Origin of the sequence: Marinomonas phycocola (genome assembly GCF_047525455.1) — a bacterium.
Lineage (GTDB): Bacteria > Pseudomonadota > Gammaproteobacteria > Pseudomonadales > Marinomonadaceae > Marinomonas.
Window position 1 is genome coordinate 249671 of sequence record NZ_JBLIXL010000001.1, and the last position, 20609, is coordinate 270279.

The following is a 20609-nucleotide window of genomic DNA, read 5'->3' on the forward strand; positions in this document are numbered from 1 at the left end:
AGTTTTTGCGAGGCTAGGGAACTTGTTTTATTTCACTTCCATCATGCTAATGTGTGGTTTATATAGGTTTTTATGAATCATGGACAGACATAAAAGTCACTGCTGCATTCTATTTTATGTCAATGAGAACAAAGATGTATTGGCTATTGGGAAAGCAGTGCTTCATGATCAAGTTCTCGACCTTTTTCCTTAAACAATCGTTGCAGTTCGCCACTGGTTTGCATATCCTTGAATGTTTGATCGATAATTGGGACCAAATGTGCATTTTTCTTATGGATGTAGTGGTATAAGTAACGTATGACTAACGGCCTAGAGTTGGGTTTTATATTTGAAATGTTCATTTTTTTGAGTGTTAGAAGACCGTCATTCAGACTCGTCAAAGCCGCATCGGCACGACCAGAAAGCAAAAATTTCATCATTTGAGTGGTGCTTTCAAATTCATACACACCTTCAATGTCTTTCGTTATAGCGTCTGTATGTTTAATGCCGCGAATTTTAGCTAAATGAAAATTTTTGAGATCGGCTATAGAGCTAATTAAAATATTTCTATCTGTTCTGGTAAAAACCATCGTTTTTAGTGCGTAGTAAGGCGTTGGAACGCGGATCAATTCTGTTTTATTTACTCCGTAATCCCAGATTCTCATGATTTCACCGTCGGTTCTGCCTGTCATAGCTAAAAATTCAGCTCGTTTGGCCGGAGCATATTGTATTACAATTGAATAGCCTATCTTTTGATAAATATGGTTCAGTACTCTTGCTGCGACTTTTTGGTTTCTACCACTATCGACCGCTGAAAATGTCAATTCTGTTGAAAGCGCTGCACTAGGGGAAAGACATAATGATATGGCAAGGAGAAAAAGTACTTTCATTTTTTTAGATCCTAATGACACTACTTTGTAGAGTCTTGATAGTCGTTATATCTAACTATAAGCTAGTCTAAAAGGTTAGATTTTATTGTTGTGCAAAAAAATGCAGCTTTTTGTAATTCATACCCTACTTGATAGCAGTGCTGTGTGTATTGGTTAGGTAGTTTTCAGGCTTGTAGATGTATAAAAATAGGAGGACTGATTAGTGTATTGTGTTACTAATGCTATAGATGAAATGGATGTGAACCTGATACACACCGTACTGACGAATGTATATTGGTCTGAAGGGATTCCTCTTTCTCTTTTAGAAAAGGCTTTGGGAAATTCACTTTGTTTTGCTGTTATAACGGAAAGTAAGCAGCAAGTTGGTTTTGCAAGGATGATTACAGATAAAGCAACATTTGCGTATTTGGCGGATGTTTTTATTTTACCCGAGTATCGAGGGTTGGGCTTAAGTAAGTTGTTAATGCAAGCGATTGTTGAGCACCATGAATTACAGAACTTAAGGCGCACGGTATTGGCTACGCGCGATGCCCATGGTCTGTATGAACAATTTGGTTTTAAGGCATTGGCAACCCCAGGAACCTTTATGGAGATTTGGCAGCCAAATGTATATCAAAATATGAGAGACTAATACTTTGTATCAATCGTTATGTATAAAGATAAGGGGGTGACTTTTGAAACATTTTATCTAATTCAACAAGATGACATGTTTTCTCTGACGTTGTTATCCAAGCGCCTTCGAATGCATTTTTTGCCAATTGATAAAGCTCTGCTTCTGTTAAATCGCTGCTCTCTATCAATGCCTGATAATTTTCGTTTATGTAGCCCCCAAAATAGGCTGGGTCATCTGAGTTGACTGTTGCATTGAGGTTAAGCTGAAGCATTTTTTGAATAGGGTGACCTTCCATAGAATCAACAACACAGAGCTTTAAATTAGACAAAGGGCAAACCGTCAGTGTGAGCCTTTGTTTTTGAATTTCAGCGGTGAGTTGTGTGTCTTCTAATGCTCTGTTGCCATGATCAATTCGATTAACTTGCAATATGTCCAACGCTTGCCAAATGTATTCTGGAGGTCCTTCTTCCCCTGCATGAGCAGTTATTTTTAAACCTAATTTTCTGCAAGCTTTGAAGACTTCTGCAAATTTTTTTGGAGGGTGGTTCATTTCAGAACTGTCTAAACCTACACCGTCTATTTTATCTAAAAAAGGAGTGGCGAGCTCGAGTGTTTCAAATGCGCTTTCTTCACTTAGATGACGTAAGAAAGACATAATGAGATTTGATGTCATTCCCCATTTTATGTGTGCTTCGTCAAGTGCTTTTTTAATGCCATTGATTTGTATCTCGAAGGTTACCCCTCGCTCTAAATGCCCTTGAGGGTCAAAGAATATTTCAACGTGAACAACATTTTGAGCATGTACTTTTGCAAGGTATGCTATGGTCAGATCATAAAAATCGTTCTCAGTCAGTAGAACGGACATGCCTTGATAGTAAATATCTAAAAAGTCTTGAAGGTTGTTGAATTTGTAAGCCGTTTTAAGCGCATCTATGGATGGATATTTTAGCGTGATTTGGTTACGGCTGGCGATTTTAAACAGTAATTCAGGTTCCAATGTGCCTTCAATATGAAGATGAAGTTCTGCTTTGGGCATCTGTTTTGCGAGTGTAATGAGTTCAATTTTTGTGCGCATCTTATACCTCTTTGGAAACAGTTTGATGGTGATCAGATTCGTGAGTTATGGTTTTGTGCTTATCATTTAACTGCTTAATTTTTAGAATTTGAGATAAGGTTGAAATAGCAATTTCGCCAGGTTGTTTACTGGTGATATCCATATCACCCATTGGGCACATCATTGAATTAACGGTTTTGTCATTAAACCCTTTGTCTCTGAGTTTATGTTTAAAACGTGCGCTTTTTGTTTTTGAACCAATGACACCTAAATAGGCGACGTCGGTGCGTTTAAGTATTTTTTCAGATAACTCCAAATCAAGCTGGTGGTTATGTGTTAATACCAAATAATAGCAGTTGCTTGGCATGTCTGGTATTTCATCTACTGGATAATCCGATTGTATTTTAATGATGTTAGGAGACAATTCAGATGGGAACTCTGCATCTCGGCTGTCTATCCAATAGACTTTGCATAGAATTTGGCTTAAACAGTGAACAATGGCTTTACCGACATGGCCTGCGCCAAAAATAGCACAAGTAAAATCTGGTTGAAAAACGCCTTCGAATAATAGAGATATTTTTCCACCACAGCATTGGCCAAGTGTTGCTCCAAGTGAGTATTTTTTGACATTATCATCGACGCATTTTGCCGTTAAGCATTCCCGAGCATAAGCCATGGCTTGCCATTCTAAATGCCCACCTCCGATCGTGCCAAAAATGGTGTCTTTCGTGACTAACATACGAGCACCTAGCTCTCTTGGGGTGGAGCCTTTTATAGAGATAACAGAAACCATAATAAAATCGATTCCTGATGCTTCTAGTGATGCGGCTTGTTGAATCCAATGTGCTCGCATTAAGGCTCCTTGATGGGATAAATATTAAACTGAATGACAATCTATTGTTAAATACTCAATAAGTGTGTCTTATCAACTACCTCGATAAGTGCTGTATCCATAGGGTGAGACTAAAAGTGGTACATGATAGTGATCGTGAGGGTTATTGATTCCAAAACGAATAACAATATCTTCAAGGAAATGAGGATCTTGTTGCTGTATGCCCTTATTCTTAAAATATTCACTGATGGAGAATTCAAGCTCATATTTACCAATCTCAAACATACTTTCAGGAAGGATAGGGTTCTCACAGCGGCCATCGCTGTTGGTCATGGAAGCGGCAATTTTAACTTTCTTATCACCTTGAATTTTAAATAAAGTGATAGCGACTCCAACTGCTGGTGTGCCACTCATTGTATCTAGTATGTGGGTTGTTAGGTATCCCATGGTATTTTCCTTTCAATAAAGAAAACTTAGAAACATCAGTTTTGGTTTTTTTGAGAAGATATTCAATTGTTTTTTGACATTATAGGCAACTATTTTGATTTTTAAGAAGGGAATGGGAGAAAAGAACAGTTACTGGGTTCAGCAACTGTTCTTTTTATGTTTAGTTAGGAATTGAGTCTTTGATTCCTTCAACATACCAATTAACTTGTGCTAATTCGGCATCAGTTAATGTGTGGCCTGCTTCAACAACAAGCTTACCTTCATTGCTTGTGATAGGCCCAGTGAACGGATGGAATTTGCCATCACGAATGTTATCATACGTCATTTGTATTTTTGACTTTACATCAGCAGGCAGATTGTCATTTACCGATGCGATGCTTAACATGTCGTCTTTAAACCCACCCCAAAAATCCATTGGCTTATAAGAGCCATTCATAACGGCTTCAGTGGTTTTGATGTAGTAAGGAGCCCAATCATCACGGACAGAGAAAATGTGAGAATTTGGACCGAAGTGACTCATGTCAGAGGCTTGGCCAATTGCGCGAACACCACGCTTTTCGGCCGCAATAAGCGGCGCTGGGCTGTCAGTGTGTTGTAGAAGAACGTCAACACCTTGATCCATTAATGCATTTGCCGCATCCGTTTCTTTACCTGGATCGTACCAAGTATTGACCCAAACAATTTTAAGTTCAACGTCTGGATTAACGGACTTCGCTGCCATGTAGACTGAGTTGATATCACGAATTACTTCAGGGATAGGGAAGGATGCAATGTAACCAAGAGTATTGGTTTTTGTCATCATGCCTGCGGCAATGCCTGATACATAGCGGCCTTCATAAGTACGCAATGTATAAGTACCTACGTTTTTAGAGCGCTTGTAGCCTGTGGCGTGTTCAAAGGTTGTCTTTTTAAAGCGTTTTGCCACTTTAATAGTTGGGTTCATATAACCAAAAGAGGTTGTGAAAATAAGATCATTTCCTGATTTTGCTAATTGAGTGATTACACGTTCAGAATCGGCACCTTCAGAAACACTTTCCACGTAAGTTGTTTTAACCTTACCTTCAAAGTGTTTTTCTAATTCTTCACGTCCACGATTGTGCTCGTAGCTCCATCCATGGTCGCCAACAGGGCCAACATAAACAAAACCAACTTTGAATGGATCTTCTGCTTGTGCTGTAGATAACCCAGCAACAAGACCAAGGCCGATCAATAAGCTTTTTAACTTCATCGATTTAACTCCTCTGCGCTTAAAGCGCTCTTCATGGTTGTACTTACTTTAATCTAAACGTGATTGCACATAGAGTGCTTTTAGGCCATTTCTCTTGGGTCAAAGGGTTTTCCTAGGGACCTTGGCGCTAATAATTTCTCTTTAAAATGATCTGCGCTAATAATGACCATTACTATTACGGTAGCAATGTAAGGCAGCATAGCAAGTAAGTTTGGAGAAATAGACCAGCCCATACCTTGCAGCACAAGGTGCATAATACTCGCTAAGCCAAATAAGTAGGCTCCAAGCATAATGCGACCGACACGCCATGACGCAAAGACAACCAACGCTAATGCAATCCAGCCGCGGCCAGAGGTCATGTTCTCAATCCACATTGGTGTGTAAACCAATGACATGTAAGCACCAGATAAACCTGACATACCACCACCAAATATGATAGCAAGATATCGTACTCTTAATACCTTTATGCCAATTGCATTGGCGGCCTGTGGGTTTTCACCAACGGCTTTAATTATTAAACCTATGCGAGTTTTTGTTGCTACATAGGAAACCAATGCCGCTAATATGAATGATGCATAAACGAGTAAATCATGAGTGAATAAAATGTGTCCGATAAATGGGATATCTGACAGAATGGGAATGATAAGGGGTTGGAAGCCTTGAAGAGTTTGGCCGACAATGTCAGAACCAACAAAGGCACTTAAACCCGTACCAAAAATACTTAATGCGAGCCCTGTTGCGACTTGATTTGCGCCCAAATGCAAGACTAGAAAAGCGAAGATCAAACTCATAAACATGCCGATGACAATTGCACTTAAAACACCTAACCCCACTGAACCAGAATTGTATGCGGCAAGAAAGCCAACAACGGCACCCATAAGCATCATGCCTTCTTGGCCTAAATTAAGTACACCTGATTTTTCACAGATAACTTCGCCTAATGCAATCAGTAGTAGTGGGGTTCCTGTTTTAATGGCTGAGAAAAGAATTTGAGACAATAATTCAGCGTCCACACATTACTCCTGAATGGTTTTATTGGAAATGAATGTTAAACGGTAGCGAATGAAAAAATCGCACGCCAATAGGAAGAACAGTAGAACGCCTTGGAACATGCCTACGACAGCCGTTGGTATGCCTATTTCGATTTGCGCTAAGTCACCGCCCATGTAAAGCACAGCCATAAATGTAGCGGACAGTAAGGAACCAAGTGGGTGCAAGCGACCAAGATAAGCAACAATGATGGCTGAATAGCCGTATCCAGGTGATACACTAGGTATAAGTTGGCCTATTGGCCCTGTTACTTCAGCCACGCCTGCCAGACCTGCTAAGCCACCAGCAATGAGCATTACGATCCAGCTAAGCTTTTTCCCATTGAAGCCAGCGTAACGAGCGGCGGATTCATCTTCACCAAAAACACGAATTTGAAAACCAATATGACTTTTATTTAGCAATATCCATGCCGCCAAAGCAGCAATAATAGCAAAGAAAACCCCAAGATGTATTCTGCCTTCTTCAAACAGAACGGGTAGGGTGGTGACATCGGTAAACAAGGCCGATTCAGGGAAACCGAATCCTTCAGGGTCTCTTAAAGGGCCATGCACAGCCCAAAGTAATAAGTAAAGAGCAATGTAATTAAACATGATTGTTGTCAAAATCAGGTTTGAATTGAATTTCAGTTTTAAATAGGTAGGAAATGCTGCCCATGCCATACCTGAGGCGACACCGCAAAGCAGTGATATTGGTAAAGCAAAGACAGAAGTAGAGTCAATAAGCGCAAGAGCAGACGCACTACCACCTAAAGCCCCCATCAGTAATTGTCCTTCTGCACCTATATTCCATAGATTCGCACGATAACAAAGAGACAGCCCAACGGCACATAAGAGCAGTGGGCCCATTTTGACGAACATTTCTCCGATATTATATAAATCGGATAAGGGGGCAATAAGCAATACATGCATTGCTTGTACAGGGTCTTTCCCAAGAATAGAAAAGAGAACCGAACCAAAAATTAACGTGAGAATAATGGCTAAGATGGGGGATGTGATTTTCATCAAGGTGCTTTGTTCAACCCTTGCTTGTACACGAATCATTGCGTTGCCTCTAAAGATTCAGAAATAAAACTGCCTGCCATCCATAGACCAATTTGTTCTATGTCTGTTTCATCTGTTTTAACCAGAGGTGACAAATAACCATCACAAACGGCTCCCATTCTATCAGCGAGCAAGAATAATTCATCGATGTCTTCTGATACCAACAAAATGGCTGCGCCTTCGTCTCTTAATTTAAGTAAGGCTTGATGAATAGACAATGCGGCCCCCACATCTACACCCCATGTTGGGTGAGCACAAATGAGTACAATGGGGTCTTGAGCGATTTCTCTTCCCATGATGAATTTTTGCAAATTGCCACCACTCAAACTTTTCGCATCAGAGAATTCGCCATGGCATTTTACCTTGTATTGATCGATGATTTTTTGAGCTTGGCCCTGTACCTTTTTCCAATTGACTAAGCCGTTATGGATAAAACCCTTGCTTTGGGTCAATAATGTATTTTCGGTAAGCGACATCTCGGGCACGGCTCCTCGTCCCAGACGCTCTTCTGGAACATTGGCCATTCCGAGTGCTCTCCTTTTGCCTGCATCCAGTTTGCCAATGTCTTGCTGGTTAAGAAACAACATATTATCAATCGCACGACCATCTTCACCACTGATTGCTGCCATCAGTTCATCTTGACCATTGCCAGCTACACCTGCAATACCGAGTATTTCACCTGCCCTTAAAGAAAATGTTACTTTTTTCAGTTCAGTACCAAAAGGTTGCTTGGTTGGCAGGTTCAATTCTTTTGCTTCAAAAACGACAGTGCAGCCTTCTTTTTTAGAATAACCAGCATCTTGTTCAGCAAGGTCTCCAACCATCATTTTTGCAATACTTGCAGGCGATTCTTCTCTAGGGGAGCAGGTACTAATGACTTTTCCACCACGTAATATAGTCGCCTTTTGACAGATTTCAGTGACTTCATGTAGCTTGTGACTAATGAACAAAATACTGCATCCTTCGTTAGACAGTTTGTTAAGTACTACAAATAAGTTAGAGACTTCTTGAGGGGTAAGAACCGATGTCGGTTCATCCAAAATGAGTAACTTAACGGATTGAACGAGACAGCGTAATATTTCTACCCGTTGTCTCTCACCAATAGATAAAGAATGGATATAACGGCTTGGGTCAACACCCAGCCCGTAGGCTTTTGACAGAGTCTGTATTTGATCTGATAGGTTTTCGATAGCGGACAGTTGTTTCTTGCTTAGGCATAATTCAATATTTTCTGTAACGGTAAGTGTTTCAAACAGGGAAAAATGTTGAAAAACCATACCAATACCTAAGTCTCGGGCATCGCTAGGAGATTTAATTGTAACGGGTTTTCCATCCCATACTATCTCTCCTTGATCGGGAGACACGACACCGTATATTGTTTTTACCAGTGTACTTTTACCTGCTCCGTTCTCACCTAAAAGAGCATGAATCTCGCCTGGACGTAAGGACAAGCTGATATTGTCATTTGCTAAGCACCCAGGGTATTGCTTAGTAATATTGCTTAATTCTATTCGGCAGTCAGTGTGATCAGCAGATATTGACACAATGTACTCTCTATCTATAAGCCATGAAGTAATGGCTGAGTTTTCGTTAAGTGTGAACACAATTCTGAAGATGAACGATTATTGATCGTTTATGGCTCAAAAAAGCATAATGATACAGAAGTTTTTCTTTATTGGTGCATTAAACGTGTTTGTTAAAGGGCTTAAGCCCACAAAAATTGAGTTGAAATGCAAAAATGTTGAAATTTTAATTTTATGCCTTCAAGTTATGTGCCAATTGTTTTTTTGTGTGATTTTTTTGATCTTTACAAAATGATACGTAAATTTTTAATGTTTGTCTTTTTGGTCAAATATTAAATATGTTAAAAATACAGAGGAATTTACTATAAAGTGCCATTAGAGAGAAAATAATGAAAACCTATTCGAGAGATCTAATTGGTTATAGTGGAAAGCCCCCACACCCTAATTGGCTTAATAATGCAAAAGTCGCTATTCAATTTGTATTGAATTATGAGGAAGGAGGGGAGAATTGCATTTTAGACGGTGATAACGCTTCAGAAGCTTTCTTATCGGAAATCGTTGGTGTAGATGCTCGTCAAGGTGTGCGGCATATGAGCATGGAGTCGATTTATGAATATGGAAGTCGAGCGGGGGTTTGGAGAATATTGGATCTATTCAAAGAGTTTGATATACCGTTAACCGTTTTTGCTGTTGCTATGGCGTTAGAGAAGCATCCTGATGTGGCACGGGCGTTTGTGGATGCTGGCCATGAAATTTGTAGTCATGGGTATCGTTGGATTGATTATCAGTACGTTGATGAGGAGACTGAAAAAGAACATCTGCACAAAGCCATTGAGATTATTACGCGTATCACTGGGGAGAGACCTTTAGGGTGGTATACAGGTAGAACCAGTCCAAATACACATCGTTTAGTCGCAGAAGAAGGCGGTTTTTTATACAACGCAGATGATTACAGTGATGATTTGCCCTTTTGGAGAGATAATCTTGATGGTAATCAACCTCAATTAATAGTGCCTTACACATTGGATACGAATGACATGCGTTTTGCTTCTATGCAAGGGTTCAATACAGGGGAACATTTTTTTCAGTATCTAAAAGATGCCTTTGACACTCTTTATCGAGAGGGTGAGTTGTCTCCTAAAATGTTGTCAATTGGGTTACATTGCCGTTTGATAGGGCGTCCAGCGAGAACTGCAGGCTTACGACGTTTCTTAGACTATGTAAAAACGTATGACAGGGTGTGGTTATGTCGTCGTATTGACATAGCGAATCACTGGAGGACGCATTTTCCTTATCAATAAAATAACGTATTTTTATCCTGACTTGGAGTAACGTAATTAATAATGACGATATTGAAGAATAAACCCAGTTTATTAAGTTATGAATCCTTTATTGAGGTTTTTCAAGGCGTATATGAACACTCTCCTTGGGTCGCTGAGCAGGCGTGGACCGAAATCGATTTGTCTGATGAAAAGGGTTTTTTTGATGATGGCTTTAATTTGGCTTTAATAATGAAGAAAATTGTCGATAAAAGCCATAAGGACAAAAAGTTATCACTTTTGAATGCTCATCCTGATTTAGCTGGAAAAGCCGCTCTAGCTGGGGGGGTAACGAGAGATTCAAGTAATGAACAAGCTGGAGCAGGGTTGGATGCGTGCAGCAAAGAGGAGTTATCGCATTTTCATTACCTGAATACAGCGTATAAAGAGAAAAATGAGTTTCCTTTTATTATGGCGGTGAAAGGCGCAACGAAAAAAATCATATTAGAAAGTTTTGAGGCACGTATAAATAATAGTGTCGATGACGAGTTTGCATTTGCTATGGAAGAGGTGCATAAGATTGCATTGTTTAGGTTGCTAGAGAAATAATGTTTATCTAGTAAATACACTTCTAATTTATGTAGACCTGTACGAATAGGGCTATAACAGTCAGCACTATCTAGAGTGTTGATTATTTATTGATCTAGTTTTCCATAATACAAACTTAATAGGTTGCTTCTTTGAATTATATTTCAAAAAAAATGAATGATATTTTATATTTAGGGATTTCTGATCGTTCAAATGACAGTTTGTATTATATAAAAATCATTAATTTGTCTTATATGTTAACTATATCAAACATTGCGTTTGTCGGTGTTTGTTTCTTTTTCTTATCTCAGTGGACCATCTTTGGTTTTAGTGCTATTTCGACTTTCATTGGTATTATGGGTTTTAGGTTAAATTTAAAAGGTGGTTATGGTCGAACCGCCATGTTTTTGCCTTATTTTTTAACCGGTCATTTGCTGTTAATTACTTTTTTATTTGTTGGTGCAGACAGCGAGCTTCATTGGGTTATTTGTTTGTATCCAATTTACGCCTTTACTGTTTTTCGGCGAAAGCAGCTATTTAAACAAATTGCTGTTGTTTTATTGGGGGTCGTAGGTTTTTTCGTTTGCGAATTTGTCGCACCTAAAGAATCTGTCCTTGTTACTCCTGAGCAACAGGTTTGGGTGAGCAGTTATTCGTTTTTGGTTTCTATGCTTTTTGCTTCACTTATTGTTAATTTGGTCATTACACAATTGGTGCGAGCAAATCAAAACTTGAAACACTTATCCGAAATTGATGAGTTAACAGGTATTTCAAATAGACGAAAAGTATTATCAGATGCCTTTAGTGTATTTTCAGGCTCTATTGAAAATCGAGAGCCATGTTCTTTTGCCATTGTGGATTTGGATCATTTTAAAAAAATAAATGATACCTATGGTCATGACGCTGGTGATTTGGTGTTAAGAGATGTTGCCCTAGAGATGAAACACCGAATTGGTTCTTTATTTAAGTTGGGTAGATATGGCGGTGAGGAGTTTGTCATTATTATGCCAAACACGACGAAAGAGCAGGCGGAAAAACACATGGAAGTATTAAGACATTCTGTAAATTGCCTTAATATAGAAACAAAATTAGGCATACTGGTTCCTGTAACTGTCAGTATTGGTATTTCTTCCGTTAGTTTTAATACGGTACGTTATGAAGAAGTATTATCCGAAGCCGATCAAGCTTTATATATGGCCAAGCATGAAGGTCGTAATCAAGTTAAATCATTTTCTATTTACTAATGTGTGATGCATGGCATGATGTAGGTTAGGTATTGAAATATTAGAGAGCACTATGAATGAGTTGAATAAAATCCGCATTTTAAACAAAAATGCGGATTTTTTGGTTGTATATAAACCGCAAGGGATGAGTTTTCATGCAGAGTCAGAGTCTGAAGGTTTTATTGAGTCTCTGTATCAGTTGACGTCATATAAGGCGCTGTATCCTGTCCATCGTTTGGATAAGATGACATCTGGGCTGTGCGTGGTGGCTCTTAATAAAGCGGCAGCTCAAACGTTTGGTCGGTTATTTGAAGCGAAAGAAGTTCATAAGCTGTATGTGGCTATATCGGATAAAAAGCCTAAAAAGAAACAAGGTACTGTAAAGGGCAGTATGGCTCCAAGTCGACGGGGACAGTGGAAATTAACCAAAGGCAATGAAAACTATGTCGAGACGAAGTTTGTATCGTGTTTGTTATCTCCAGGAAAACGTTTATATTTCTTGGAGCCTAAGACGGGGAAGACGCACCAATTAAGAGTGGCTATGAAGAGTTTGGGTGCACCTATATTGGGGGATGTTCGATACAGTGGCTCCGTAGCGGATCGAGGGTATTTACACGCTTGCTATTTATCATTTAACTGGAATGGAGAAAAACGGTCTTTTTTTCAACTGCCGGATGCCAGTACGGAATTTAATTGTGATGCTAACGTGTTAATTCAGCACTTTTATGATGAAAGCCTATTGATTAAATAAAAATAATACGATTATCTGCTCGGCTCTGTGAATTAACATGTAAAATGGCAGCCAGAGGTATTTTTATGAAAAATGTATTACTTTATTGTAGACAAGGTTTTGAAAAAGATTGTGCTGCCGAAATTACGGACCAGTCTAGTCAGCAGGGATTTTATGGCTATGCAAAAGTCACTGAAAATTCTGGGTATGTGTTATATGTAATGGATCAAGAAGATGCGGGTGAGCGTTTAATTGATTGTTTAAGTTTTAATGGTTTGGTATTTGCTAGACAAATTGTTGCGGTTAATGATGTGTTGGAAATGTCTCAAGGGTCTCGTGTAGAGTCACTGCTTGAGGCGGCGCGTGCTTTACCTCTTGCCGAAGATTTATGGATAGAAACCGCAGACACAAATGAGGCAAAATCGCTTTCTAGTCTGATTAAAAAGTTTGAAAAGCCTTTAAGGGCAGGATGGAAAAAGTCTGGTTTAATTCGTACAAAAGCGGTAGGTATTAGGCATCATCTATTTTTGTTGGATGGCGAGTCAGCCTATCTAGGTGTTTCTTATGCGAAATGTTGTAGCGATCATTTGATGGGTATCCGCCGATTACGTTTTCCTTCCTCTTCACCAAGCCGCTCAACGTTAAAGTTAGAGGAAGCTTTTCATCAGTTTATTCCTGCTCATCAATGGGAAAAGCACTTGTCTGAAGGGTTGGTTGCTGTTGATCTTGGTGCTGCCCCTGGTGGTTGGACATGGCAGTTTGTGCAGCGTGGGATTCATGTTATTGCGATTGACAATGGTCCTATGCAAAAAGAGTTGATGGCAACCAATTTGGTTGAGCATGAAAAATCAGATGGCTTTAGATATCAGCCTAAGCGACCAGTCGATTGGTTGGTGTGTGATATGATAGAAACACCAATACAAGTGGCATCTTTGATGTCGAAATGGCTTGTAGAAGGCTGGACTCGAAAAACTATTTTTAATTTGAAACTGCCGATGAAGAAGCGTTATCAAGAAGTAGGTCAGTGTTTGGAGTTTGTTCAGTCTGAATTGAAACAGGCCGGAGTATCATACAGTTTGCAAGCTAAGCATTTGTATCATGATCGTGAAGAAGTGACAGTCTGTATTATTACTCACTAAAGTGATTTATAGAGTAGTTATTACGCCCTATTAATGTCAATTGATAGGGCGTTTTTGTTTGTTCGTTTTTTAAAGTGCTAGATATTTTCTTTCGGGTTAAAAGGGTAGTAGCCCATGGCTTCTTTCATTAACTCGTCTCTGTGGTAAATGTCCTGTCGAAATTCAGGCATGCCATTCTCATTAGGGACTACGGTGAAGTACACAAGGTATACGGGCAATTCTTTAGGTAATGAAATAACCGTCGTCGTTTTTGAATTTCTTGAGTCTATAAGTTCGACAGCGCGTCTGGAATTGGCGACTAATAACTCAGCAAATTCTTCAGGTTTTTCAAGTCTTATACAGCCTGAGCTAAAAGCTCTGAGGTCTTCTTTAAAAAGGTGTTTTGCGGGAGTGTCATGTAAATAAATGTCGTTCTTATTTGGGAGCATAAATTTATAAGCACCAAGTGCGTTTCCCTCATCTGGTGTTTGCTCGAAACGATAGCGAAGGTTACTATGGGTGACTTTTGACCAATCAATTAAAGATGAGTCGAGAGGTTTTGCTCCAACCGTCCAATTAGAGTAGACCTGATAGCCATGTTTTGTTAGATAGTTTGGATCTTGATGGATTTTTGGTAGTAATGTTTCTCGTGCTATACGGTGCGGTACCCTCCAAGTTGGATTGGTCACCATATAGGTCATTTTAGCTTTAAATACAGGTGTTTTTCTGGCGTTTTTGCCTATAACGGCTTTCATTGTTGAATGTTGATCGTTTAAATAGGTGTGTACTTTGTAATCGGTTAGATCCACCCAAATTCGTTCTGACTCAAGTACTGACGGTAGCCATCTCCAGCGTTCGAGGTTATATGCTATTTGTTGTGCCCTTGTTTTCACTGGGACATTGAGCATTTCTATTGTCTGAGCGCCTGCGTGTCCATCAGAAAGTAAGTTGTGACGTTCTTGAAACTGTATTAAGGCTTGTTTTAGTTTTTCGTCAAACACATCTTCGTTGGTTTTTCTAGTTGAGAAACGAATGTCTCCGAGTTGTACCAACCTCGCTCGTAACTGGGCAACGCGCTCGCCCTGATCGCCTACTGAAAGAGGTACGCCTGCTTTAATGCGAATATCCGGTTCTTTTTCATTTAAGTTCTGATAATAAACCAACCATCTTTGTAACACTTGGTAATTACGGTGTCGTGGTGCTAAAAGTGGTAAAAAATTAATCATGTCAGACGTACTTTCTAAAAAAAGTATTTCTGACCAATCATTTGTTGGTGCGTCTAGCTGCCAATTAGGGTCAATCAGTTGAGGTTCGTATCGACCTATACTCAAGTCGTGTGCATAGCTTGAAAATGCGACAGTAGTAATAACATCTAATTCAGCCAATTGTTTTTGACTGGGAGTTGGGAGTGATAAATAGTCTTTTATTTCTTGGGTGTGATAATGAACGGGATTGAGTCCATGAGTATAAGATGCTTCTAAGATGTCTAATAGTTTATAGATAGAAGGGTTAATGGCATCTTTTTGAATCCAAAAGGGATTGTAGTCTCTCTGTTCATACGCATTTAATACCGCTTCGTTTGGTATGGCTTGACCCGCAACAGGTGTGAATGCCGTCAGCATTAATGAAACTTGAGCTTGTACGTTTGTTTCAATTTGCTCTTGACTTGGTGGTGTTATAACAAAAGTGTTTTTAGATTTCGGTGAAGAGCATGCAACAAGCAAAGTCGAAGCGATAAAAATGTAAGTGCAATAAGTGATACTTTTAAACTTCATTGAGTCTTCCTTTATAATCATGTTGCAGAGAATTGGGTCGATTGTTCCATTATTGTTAATAATAAAATAGCGTCGTTTCTATTACTACCGCAAGTTTCTTTATGTGCTTTGAAGTCATGACAAACTTGTGGTCTATCACTGGAGCCAAAGATGGCGCAGTCCATGTTTGGTAATAAATGAATGCATGCTACACCAGCCGGTTTGCCGAGCGGCATTCCAGGTATTGGGCTAGTAATAGAGGGAGCGATACAGCATGCCCCACAGTTTGATTGACATTCCAAATTGAATCCTTACTAACTAATAGGTTCTGTGAATATTGAAAATGTTGTTATACTAAGGATAGTAACATTAAATAACTTTTCATCTATGTACTTAATCATATAATGTGCCGTATTCTAAAATACATTTTGATTAAATAAATAAATGAAAACAAAGAGATGTGATACGTGAAAATGAAAGTCTTATTAGTTGAAGATAGCCCTGTTGTGCTTAAGGTGCTTCGATATCTCGTATCACAGAACGATTTATTTATTCCGATTTTGGCGACATGCTATGAAGAAGCTAAGGCGTCACTGATTGAATATAAAGACGATTTTTTTGCCGCTATTGTTGATTTGAACTTACCAGATGCTGAAAACGGTGAAATTGTTGATTTGATCTTAGATCGAAAAATACCTTGTATCGTTTTAACTGGGAACTTTGATGATGAGCTCCGCTTAAAGTTGCTGAATAAAGGCGTTGTCGATTATATTACTAAAGACAGTCGTTATTCTTTTAATCATGCGATGAAAGTATTAGACCGTTTAGAAAAGAATAAAAACATCAAAGTGTTAGTCGCTGAAGATTCGTCAACAAGTCGATTGTTTATTAAGATTTTGTTGCAGCAATATCAATTTCAGGTTGTGGAGGCTGAAAATGGGCAGGAGGCATTAGCGATCCTTGAGAAAGACCATACTATCAAGATGCTTATTACTGATTATAATATGCCTCTCGTTAATGGCTATGATCTCGTTCGAATGTTGAGGCATAATGAGCGGTTTAAATGTTTGGTGATCATTGGTTTATCAGCAGAGGGTGACTCCTCCCTTTCCGCCAAATTTATCAAGTCAGGTGCAAATGATTTCTTAAAGAAACCTTTTTATCATGAGGAATTTCATTGTCGAGTTAATCATAACTTGGAAGCGCAAGAAATGTTGCAAACGATACGTGACCTTGCGAATGTTGATCCGCTAACAAAGCTGTTTAATCGTCGATACCTATTTGCTGAAGGTGAATCAGCCTATCAAAAAGCCATTGCATCAGGTCGACTTCTTAGTGTGATTATGTTGGACATAGATTACTTTAAAAAAGTTAATGACACGTATGGACATATTGTTGGTGACAGTTTACTCGAAAGTTTTTCTGCCTACTTAAAAAGTGCTTTTCCCAATGAAATGATTAGTCGCTTTGGGGGGGAAGAATTCTGTATATTGCTTTCAACTGAAAATGAAGAAAGTGCAGTAAGTAAAGTGAGTAAGCTTTTTGAGTCATTAAGAGTGATGCAGTTTACGGAATGCGATATTAGTATTACGTGTAGCGGAGGGATTGCTTGCGATATGCAGACAACCTTGAGTCAGGCTATAGAAATTGCAGATGAAAGGCTTTATATGGCTAAAAATACTGGGCGAGATAAACTTGTATCCAGTGATTAATGGTTAAACATGAGCATGAGTAAGGTGGTTGTATTTTACTTGTGCAAATAGCCTTGTGTAAGTGGTCTTTTGTTAATAACCGAGAATAAAAAACCCTCAATTTTTTGGTTGAGGGCTTTTTTTGGACTAGCCTTTTAAAAGTTTTGCCAGTATCGGGTTAATTAGGCTTGGATTTGCTTTGCCCTGAGATGCTTTCATTACTTGTCCTATAAAGAAACCGTTCATTTTCTTTTGTTTATCCGGGTCGGATGAACGATATTGATCAACCTGAGATTGGTTTGCATCCAGTACAGATTGAATCATCTCTTCGATGGCTTTTGTGTCGGTGACTTGTTTTAGTCCTTTGTTTTCAATTATCTGATCAGCGGACCCTTCACCATTCCACATCGCTTGGAAAACGTCTTTAGCCGTTTTCCCATTGATGGTGTTGTCTTCAATACGAAGAAGCAATAGGCCTAAACCTTCTGCTGAAACAGGTGACTTGAATACATCAAGTTGGTTTTGATTTAGTAATTTACTTAGCTCACCCATCACCCAGTTAGCAGATAGCTTTGCGTTTTTTGCCACGGCTGTGACGGTTTCGAAGTAGTCGGCCATTTCTCTAGAAGAGGAAAGAACGTTAGCGTCGTATTCGCTGAGTTGGTACTCCTGCATAAAGCGTTGTGTTTTTTGAGCAGGTAGCTCCGGTAGTGTGTTTCTGATGACGTCCACATACTCTTGTGTCAGTTCAACTGGCAATAAATCAGGGCAAGGGAAGTAGCGGTAGTCGTTAGCGTCTTCTTTTGAACGCATGCTACGAGTTTCATCTTTTTCTGGATCATACAGGCGGGTTTCTTGAACGATTTTGCCACCGTCTTCTAGAATGTCTGCTTGTCTTTCTACTTCGGTATGGATGGCTTTTTCAATGAAGCGGAATGAGTTCACATTTTTTATTTCAGTTCGTGTGCCGTACTCTTCTTGGCCTTTTGGTCTCAATGAAATGTTTACGTCACAACGCATCGATCCTTCGGCCATGTTTCCATCGCAAATGCCTAGGTAAGTAATAATCGAATGTATGGTTTTGACATACGCAACTGCTTCTTTTGCTGAGCGAATGTCTGGCTCAGAAACTATCTCAAGTAGTGGTGTGCTAGAGCGGTTTAAATCAATGCCTGTCATGCCATGGAAATCTTCGTGTAATGATTTACCTGCATCTTCTTCTAAGTGAGCACGAGTGATGCCAATTCGTTTGGTTGTTCCGTCTTCAAGAGATATATCTAAATGGCCAATACCAACAATTGGGTCGTCCATTTGGCTTGTTTGATAGCCTTTTGGTAGATCTGGATAGAAGTAATTTTTACGAGCGAAGACAGATTTCATGCCAATTTCAGCGTTCACTGCTAACCCAAACATAACCGCCATTCGTAAGGCTTCTTTGTTCAAAACAGGGAGTGACCCTGGCATTCCTAGATCGACTAACGCAGTCTGAGTGTTTGGCTCTGCGCCAAAACCAACAGCTGCGCCTGAGAATAATTTGGATTTTGTGGACAATTGAGCATGAATTTCAAGACCGATTACAATTTCCCAGCTCATTATAATGCTCCTTCAGTCAAGTTTGGGGTTTGGGTGTGCCAATCTGTGTGTTGCTGGAATTGATGGGCAATATTTAGCAATTTTGACTCTGCAAAGTAATTTCCCATAATTTGCAAACCAACAGGCATGTTATTGATAAATCCTGCCGGAATAGACATGGCTGGAATGCCCGCAAGGTTAACGGATAATGTATAGATGTCTTCTAAATACATTGCGACAGGGTCTTGGTTTTTGCTATTTAGCTTGAACGCTGTTGTTGGGGCGACAGGTCCCATGATGACATCAACTTGTGTGAGGGCATCAACAAAATCTTGTTTTATCAAGCGACGAATTTTTTGGGCTTTCAAATAATAGGCGTCATAATAGCCTTCCGATAAAGCATATGTGCCTACCATAATACGTTTTTGAACTTCAGCGCCAAAGCCTTCAGAGCGAGAACGCATGTACATATCTAGAAGGTCTTTAGGGGCTTCGCAGCGATACCCAAAACGTACCCCATCAAAGCGAGATAGGTTTGATGATGCTTCAGAAGGTGCAATAACATAATAAGATGGAATGCTTAAATTTAGGTTTGGTAGAGAAATATCTACAATTGTTGCGCCTAATTTTTCAAACTCTTTAACTGCATCCAATGTGACTTTGGCAACTTCTGGGTCTAAAGCACTGCCAAAATACTCTTTTGGTAGGCCGATTCTTAGCCCAGTAAGAGGTTGGTTTAGTTGGGCGGTGTAATCTTCCGTTTTGGTATTAGATGATGTGGAATCTTTTTCATCAAAGCCAGCGATGCTGTTCATGATGTGTGCGCAGTCTTCTGCTGAACGAGCCATTGTTCCTGCTTGATCTAAGCTGGAAGCAAAGGCGATCATGCCGAAGCGAGAAACGCGACCATAGGTTGGTTTGAGTCCGGTAATGCCACAGAAAGAGGCAGGTTGGCGAATGGAGCCGCCTGTGTCTGTCCCGGTCGCCGCAACGGTTAATCCCGCAGCAACGGCGGCCGCTGAGCCACCTGAAGAGCCACCTGGAACCTTGTTTAGATCCCATGGATTTTTTACAGCGCCAAAATAACTGTTTTCATTTGAAGAACCCATGGCAAATTCATCCATATTGGTCTTTCCGAGCATTATGCTGCCTGAATCCAGCATTCTTTGCGTGACTGTTGATTCGTATGGTGGCACAAAGTTATGCAGTATTTTTGATGCGCTGGTTGTGAGAGTATTCTGTGTGCAGAAAAGATCTTTATGGGCGACAGGTATGCCAATTAATGGATTTTTTTCACCATTTTTGATGCGCAGATCGGCTGTTCTTGCTGCCTCTAACGCTTTCTCTCCAGTAAGTGTAATGAAGCTGTTTAAAGAGCCATCGAATTGCTTGATACGATCAAGGTAGTGCTGTGTAAGTTCAACGCTTGAAAATTCTTTTTCACGCAGCTTTTGCGCAAGATGTGTGATGTTTTGACTGTGCATGCTGATAAATCCTATTAATCAATAACCTGCGGAACTAAGTAAAGTCCTTTTTCAGACTGAGGTGCGATTGCTGTATATGAATCGCGCTGATTGGATTCCGTAACTTCGTCTTCACGTAATCGCTGAGTCATCTCAAGCGGATTGCATAGAGGCTCTATGCCGTCTGTATTGATTGACTGCATTTGCTCAACGAGCGTTAACACACTCGATATAGATTCTTGATATTGCTCAGACTCATTGTCCGATAATGACAGTCGGGCTAAATGAGCGATTTTTTGCACATCTTGTTTGTTGAGTGACATATTTCACCTAAATAAATTTTATATATGAATGAAAATAAAATGGCTTCTATTGTATCTAGATAGAACTTGAGTAGAAAGCTTCTAACTGTAAAAACTCGCTGACAAGTATGAAAAACAAAATAATTTTATGAAACAACAAAATAGATGGGGTCAATTTGCAAATTTCGTGTCTTTCAGCTTGCTCAAAAGCCTTATGGTTGTTACATTTTCATGCTGTTTCGTAATGTATCTA

20 protein-coding genes are annotated in these 20609 nt (G+C 39.6%); 7 read left to right on the forward strand and 13 right to left on the reverse strand.

Annotated elements, in window-relative coordinates; all coding sequences use genetic code 11:
* Nucleotides 1-143: 143 nt before the first annotated feature.
* Complete coding sequence (locus ACMUMJ_RS01220; protein ID WP_414676974.1) at nt 144-869, reverse strand: substrate-binding periplasmic protein; 726 nt, start codon at nt 867-869, stop codon at nt 144-146.
* A 202-nt stretch (nt 870-1071) separates the two neighbouring features.
* On the opposite strand from ACMUMJ_RS01220, the gene ACMUMJ_RS01225 reads away from it, so the two are divergent.
* Nucleotides 1072-1500, forward strand: coding sequence for a GNAT family N-acetyltransferase (locus ACMUMJ_RS01225; protein WP_414676975.1), 429 nt, complete (start codon nt 1072-1074; stop codon nt 1498-1500).
* A gap of 16 nt (nt 1501-1516) precedes the next feature.
* Here the strand turns inward: ACMUMJ_RS01225 and ACMUMJ_RS01230 are convergent, their stop codons facing one another.
* The 7 genes from ACMUMJ_RS01230 to ACMUMJ_RS01260 form a co-directional block, all read right to left on the reverse strand.
* Nucleotides 1517-2557 (reverse strand): adenosine deaminase, encoded by a 1041-nt coding sequence (locus ACMUMJ_RS01230; RefSeq protein WP_414676976.1) that lies wholly within the window; start codon nt 2555-2557, stop codon nt 1517-1519.
* 1 nt (nt 2558) lies between these two features.
* The gene (gene xdhC, locus ACMUMJ_RS01235) at nt 2559-3389 is read right to left on the reverse strand and encodes a xanthine dehydrogenase accessory protein XdhC (protein ID WP_414676977.1); all 831 of its coding nucleotides are present in this window, start codon (nt 3387-3389) and stop codon (nt 2559-2561) included.
* Between the two features lie 72 nt (nt 3390-3461).
* Nucleotides 3462-3815 (reverse strand): hydroxyisourate hydrolase, encoded by a 354-nt coding sequence (gene uraH / locus ACMUMJ_RS01240; protein ID WP_414676978.1) that lies wholly within the window; start codon nt 3813-3815, stop codon nt 3462-3464.
* 160 nt (nt 3816-3975) lie between these two features.
* Nucleotides 3976-5043 carry a BMP family ABC transporter substrate-binding protein gene (locus ACMUMJ_RS01245; protein ID WP_414676979.1) on the reverse strand — a complete coding sequence of 356 codons (1068 nt, stop codon included), beginning with the start codon at nt 5041-5043 and terminating at the stop codon, nt 3976-3978.
* Between the two features lie 80 nt (nt 5044-5123).
* Nucleotides 5124-6056: an ABC transporter permease gene (locus tag ACMUMJ_RS01250; RefSeq protein ID WP_414676980.1), complete on the reverse strand. Its 933-nt coding sequence runs from the start codon at nt 6054-6056 to the stop codon at nt 5124-5126.
* A gap of 3 nt (nt 6057-6059) precedes the next feature.
* A complete protein-coding gene (locus ACMUMJ_RS01255) occupies nt 6060-7133 on the reverse strand; it encodes an ABC transporter permease (RefSeq protein ID WP_414676981.1) in 1074 nt (357 codons plus the stop codon).
* Nucleotides 7130-8677, reverse strand: coding sequence for an ABC transporter ATP-binding protein (locus ACMUMJ_RS01260; RefSeq protein ID WP_414676982.1), 1548 nt, complete (start codon nt 8675-8677; stop codon nt 7130-7132). Before ACMUMJ_RS01260 ends, ACMUMJ_RS01255 begins: the two co-directional genes overlap by 4 nt.
* A gap of 368 nt (nt 8678-9045) precedes the next feature.
* Here ACMUMJ_RS01260 and puuE point away from each other — a divergent pair, with 368 nt between their 5' ends.
* The 5 genes from puuE to rlmM all read left to right on the forward strand — a co-directional run bounded on the left by puuE (nt 9046) and on the right by rlmM (nt 13595).
* Nucleotides 9046-9957, forward strand: coding sequence for an allantoinase PuuE (gene puuE, locus ACMUMJ_RS01265; protein WP_414676983.1), 912 nt, complete (start codon nt 9046-9048; stop codon nt 9955-9957).
* A 42-nt stretch (nt 9958-9999) separates the two neighbouring features.
* Nucleotides 10000-10524 carry a 2-oxo-4-hydroxy-4-carboxy-5-ureidoimidazoline decarboxylase gene (gene uraD, locus ACMUMJ_RS01270; protein ID WP_414676984.1) on the forward strand — a complete coding sequence of 175 codons (525 nt, stop codon included), beginning with the start codon at nt 10000-10002 and terminating at the stop codon, nt 10522-10524.
* A 131-nt stretch (nt 10525-10655) separates the two neighbouring features.
* On the forward strand, nt 10656-11747 hold the full coding sequence (locus ACMUMJ_RS01275) for a GGDEF domain-containing protein (RefSeq protein WP_414676985.1): 1092 nt from the start codon (nt 10656-10658) through the stop codon (nt 11745-11747).
* Between the two features lie 52 nt (nt 11748-11799).
* Complete coding sequence (locus ACMUMJ_RS01280) at nt 11800-12477, forward strand: pseudouridine synthase (protein WP_414676986.1); 678 nt, start codon at nt 11800-11802, stop codon at nt 12475-12477.
* Nucleotides 12478-12542: 65 nt separating this feature from the next.
* Entirely contained in the window at nt 12543-13595 is a 1053-nt protein-coding gene (gene rlmM, locus ACMUMJ_RS01285; RefSeq protein WP_414676987.1) for a 23S rRNA (cytidine(2498)-2'-O)-methyltransferase RlmM, read from the forward strand.
* A gap of 77 nt (nt 13596-13672) precedes the next feature.
* Here the strand turns inward: rlmM and ACMUMJ_RS01290 are convergent, their stop codons facing one another.
* Nucleotides 13673-15349: a L,D-transpeptidase family protein gene (locus ACMUMJ_RS01290; RefSeq protein ID WP_414676988.1), complete on the reverse strand. Its 1677-nt coding sequence runs from the start codon at nt 15347-15349 to the stop codon at nt 13673-13675.
* Nucleotides 15350-15366: 17 nt separating this feature from the next.
* On the reverse strand, nt 15367-15630 hold the full coding sequence (locus tag ACMUMJ_RS01295) for a YkgJ family cysteine cluster protein (RefSeq protein WP_414676989.1): 264 nt from the start codon (nt 15628-15630) through the stop codon (nt 15367-15369).
* Between the two features lie 171 nt (nt 15631-15801).
* On the opposite strand from ACMUMJ_RS01295, the gene ACMUMJ_RS01300 reads away from it, so the two are divergent.
* Nucleotides 15802-17040, forward strand: coding sequence for a diguanylate cyclase (locus ACMUMJ_RS01300; protein WP_414677094.1), 1239 nt, complete (start codon nt 15802-15804; stop codon nt 17038-17040).
* A 126-nt stretch (nt 17041-17166) separates the two neighbouring features.
* On the opposite strand, the gene gatB is transcribed toward ACMUMJ_RS01300, so the two are convergent.
* The 3 genes from gatB to gatC are packed head-to-tail and all read right to left on the reverse strand — an operon-like array spanning nt 17167 to nt 20377.
* Nucleotides 17167-18612, reverse strand: a complete 1446-nt coding sequence (gatB, locus tag ACMUMJ_RS01305; protein WP_414676990.1) for an Asp-tRNA(Asn)/Glu-tRNA(Gln) amidotransferase subunit GatB — start codon at nt 18610-18612, stop codon at nt 17167-17169.
* Nucleotides 18612-20075: an Asp-tRNA(Asn)/Glu-tRNA(Gln) amidotransferase subunit GatA gene (gene gatA, locus ACMUMJ_RS01310; RefSeq protein ID WP_414676991.1), complete on the reverse strand. Its 1464-nt coding sequence runs from the start codon at nt 20073-20075 to the stop codon at nt 18612-18614. Before gatA ends, gatB begins: the two co-directional genes overlap by 1 nt.
* Before the next feature lie 14 nt (nt 20076-20089).
* Nucleotides 20090-20377 (reverse strand): Asp-tRNA(Asn)/Glu-tRNA(Gln) amidotransferase subunit GatC, encoded by a 288-nt coding sequence (gene gatC / locus ACMUMJ_RS01315; protein ID WP_414676992.1) that lies wholly within the window; start codon nt 20375-20377, stop codon nt 20090-20092.
* Between the last annotated feature and the right edge of the window lie 232 nt (nt 20378-20609).

Excerpts from the sequence above, each read along its gene's own strand:
- ACMUMJ_RS01220 (WP_414676974.1), bottom strand. The coding sequence starts at position 869 with ATGAAAGTACTTTTTCTCCTTGCCATATCATTATGTCTTTCCCCTAGT.
- ACMUMJ_RS01230 (WP_414676976.1), bottom strand. The coding sequence starts at position 2,557 with ATGCGCACAAAAATTGAACTCATTACACTCGCAAAACAGATGCCCAAA.
- xdhC (WP_414676977.1), bottom strand. The coding sequence starts at position 3,389 with ATGCGAGCACATTGGATTCAACAAGCCGCATCACTAGAAGCATCAGGA.
- uraH (WP_414676978.1), bottom strand. The coding sequence starts at position 3,815 with ATGGGATACCTAACAACCCACATACTAGATACAATGAGTGGCACACCA.
- ACMUMJ_RS01245 (WP_414676979.1), bottom strand. The coding sequence starts at position 5,043 with ATGAAGTTAAAAAGCTTATTGATCGGCCTTGGTCTTGTTGCTGGGTTA.
- ACMUMJ_RS01255 (WP_414676981.1), bottom strand. The coding sequence starts at position 7,133 with ATGATTCGTGTACAAGCAAGGGTTGAACAAAGCACCTTGATGAAAATC.
- puuE (WP_414676983.1), top strand. The coding sequence starts at position 9,046 with ATGAAAACCTATTCGAGAGATCTAATTGGTTATAGTGGAAAGCCCCCA.
- uraD (WP_414676984.1), top strand. The coding sequence starts at position 10,000 with ATGACGATATTGAAGAATAAACCCAGTTTATTAAGTTATGAATCCTTT.
- ACMUMJ_RS01280 (WP_414676986.1), top strand. The coding sequence starts at position 11,800 with ATGAATGAGTTGAATAAAATCCGCATTTTAAACAAAAATGCGGATTTT.
- rlmM (WP_414676987.1), top strand. The coding sequence starts at position 12,543 with ATGAAAAATGTATTACTTTATTGTAGACAAGGTTTTGAAAAAGATTGT.
- ACMUMJ_RS01290 (WP_414676988.1), bottom strand. The coding sequence starts at position 15,349 with ATGAAGTTTAAAAGTATCACTTATTGCACTTACATTTTTATCGCTTCG.
- ACMUMJ_RS01300 (WP_414677094.1), top strand. The coding sequence starts at position 15,802 with ATGAAAGTCTTATTAGTTGAAGATAGCCCTGTTGTGCTTAAGGTGCTT.
- gatB (WP_414676990.1), bottom strand. The coding sequence starts at position 18,612 with ATGAGCTGGGAAATTGTAATCGGTCTTGAAATTCATGCTCAATTGTCC.
- gatA (WP_414676991.1), bottom strand. The coding sequence starts at position 20,075 with ATGCACAGTCAAAACATCACACATCTTGCGCAAAAGCTGCGTGAAAAA.
- gatC (WP_414676992.1), bottom strand. The coding sequence starts at position 20,377 with ATGTCACTCAACAAACAAGATGTGCAAAAAATCGCTCATTTAGCCCGA.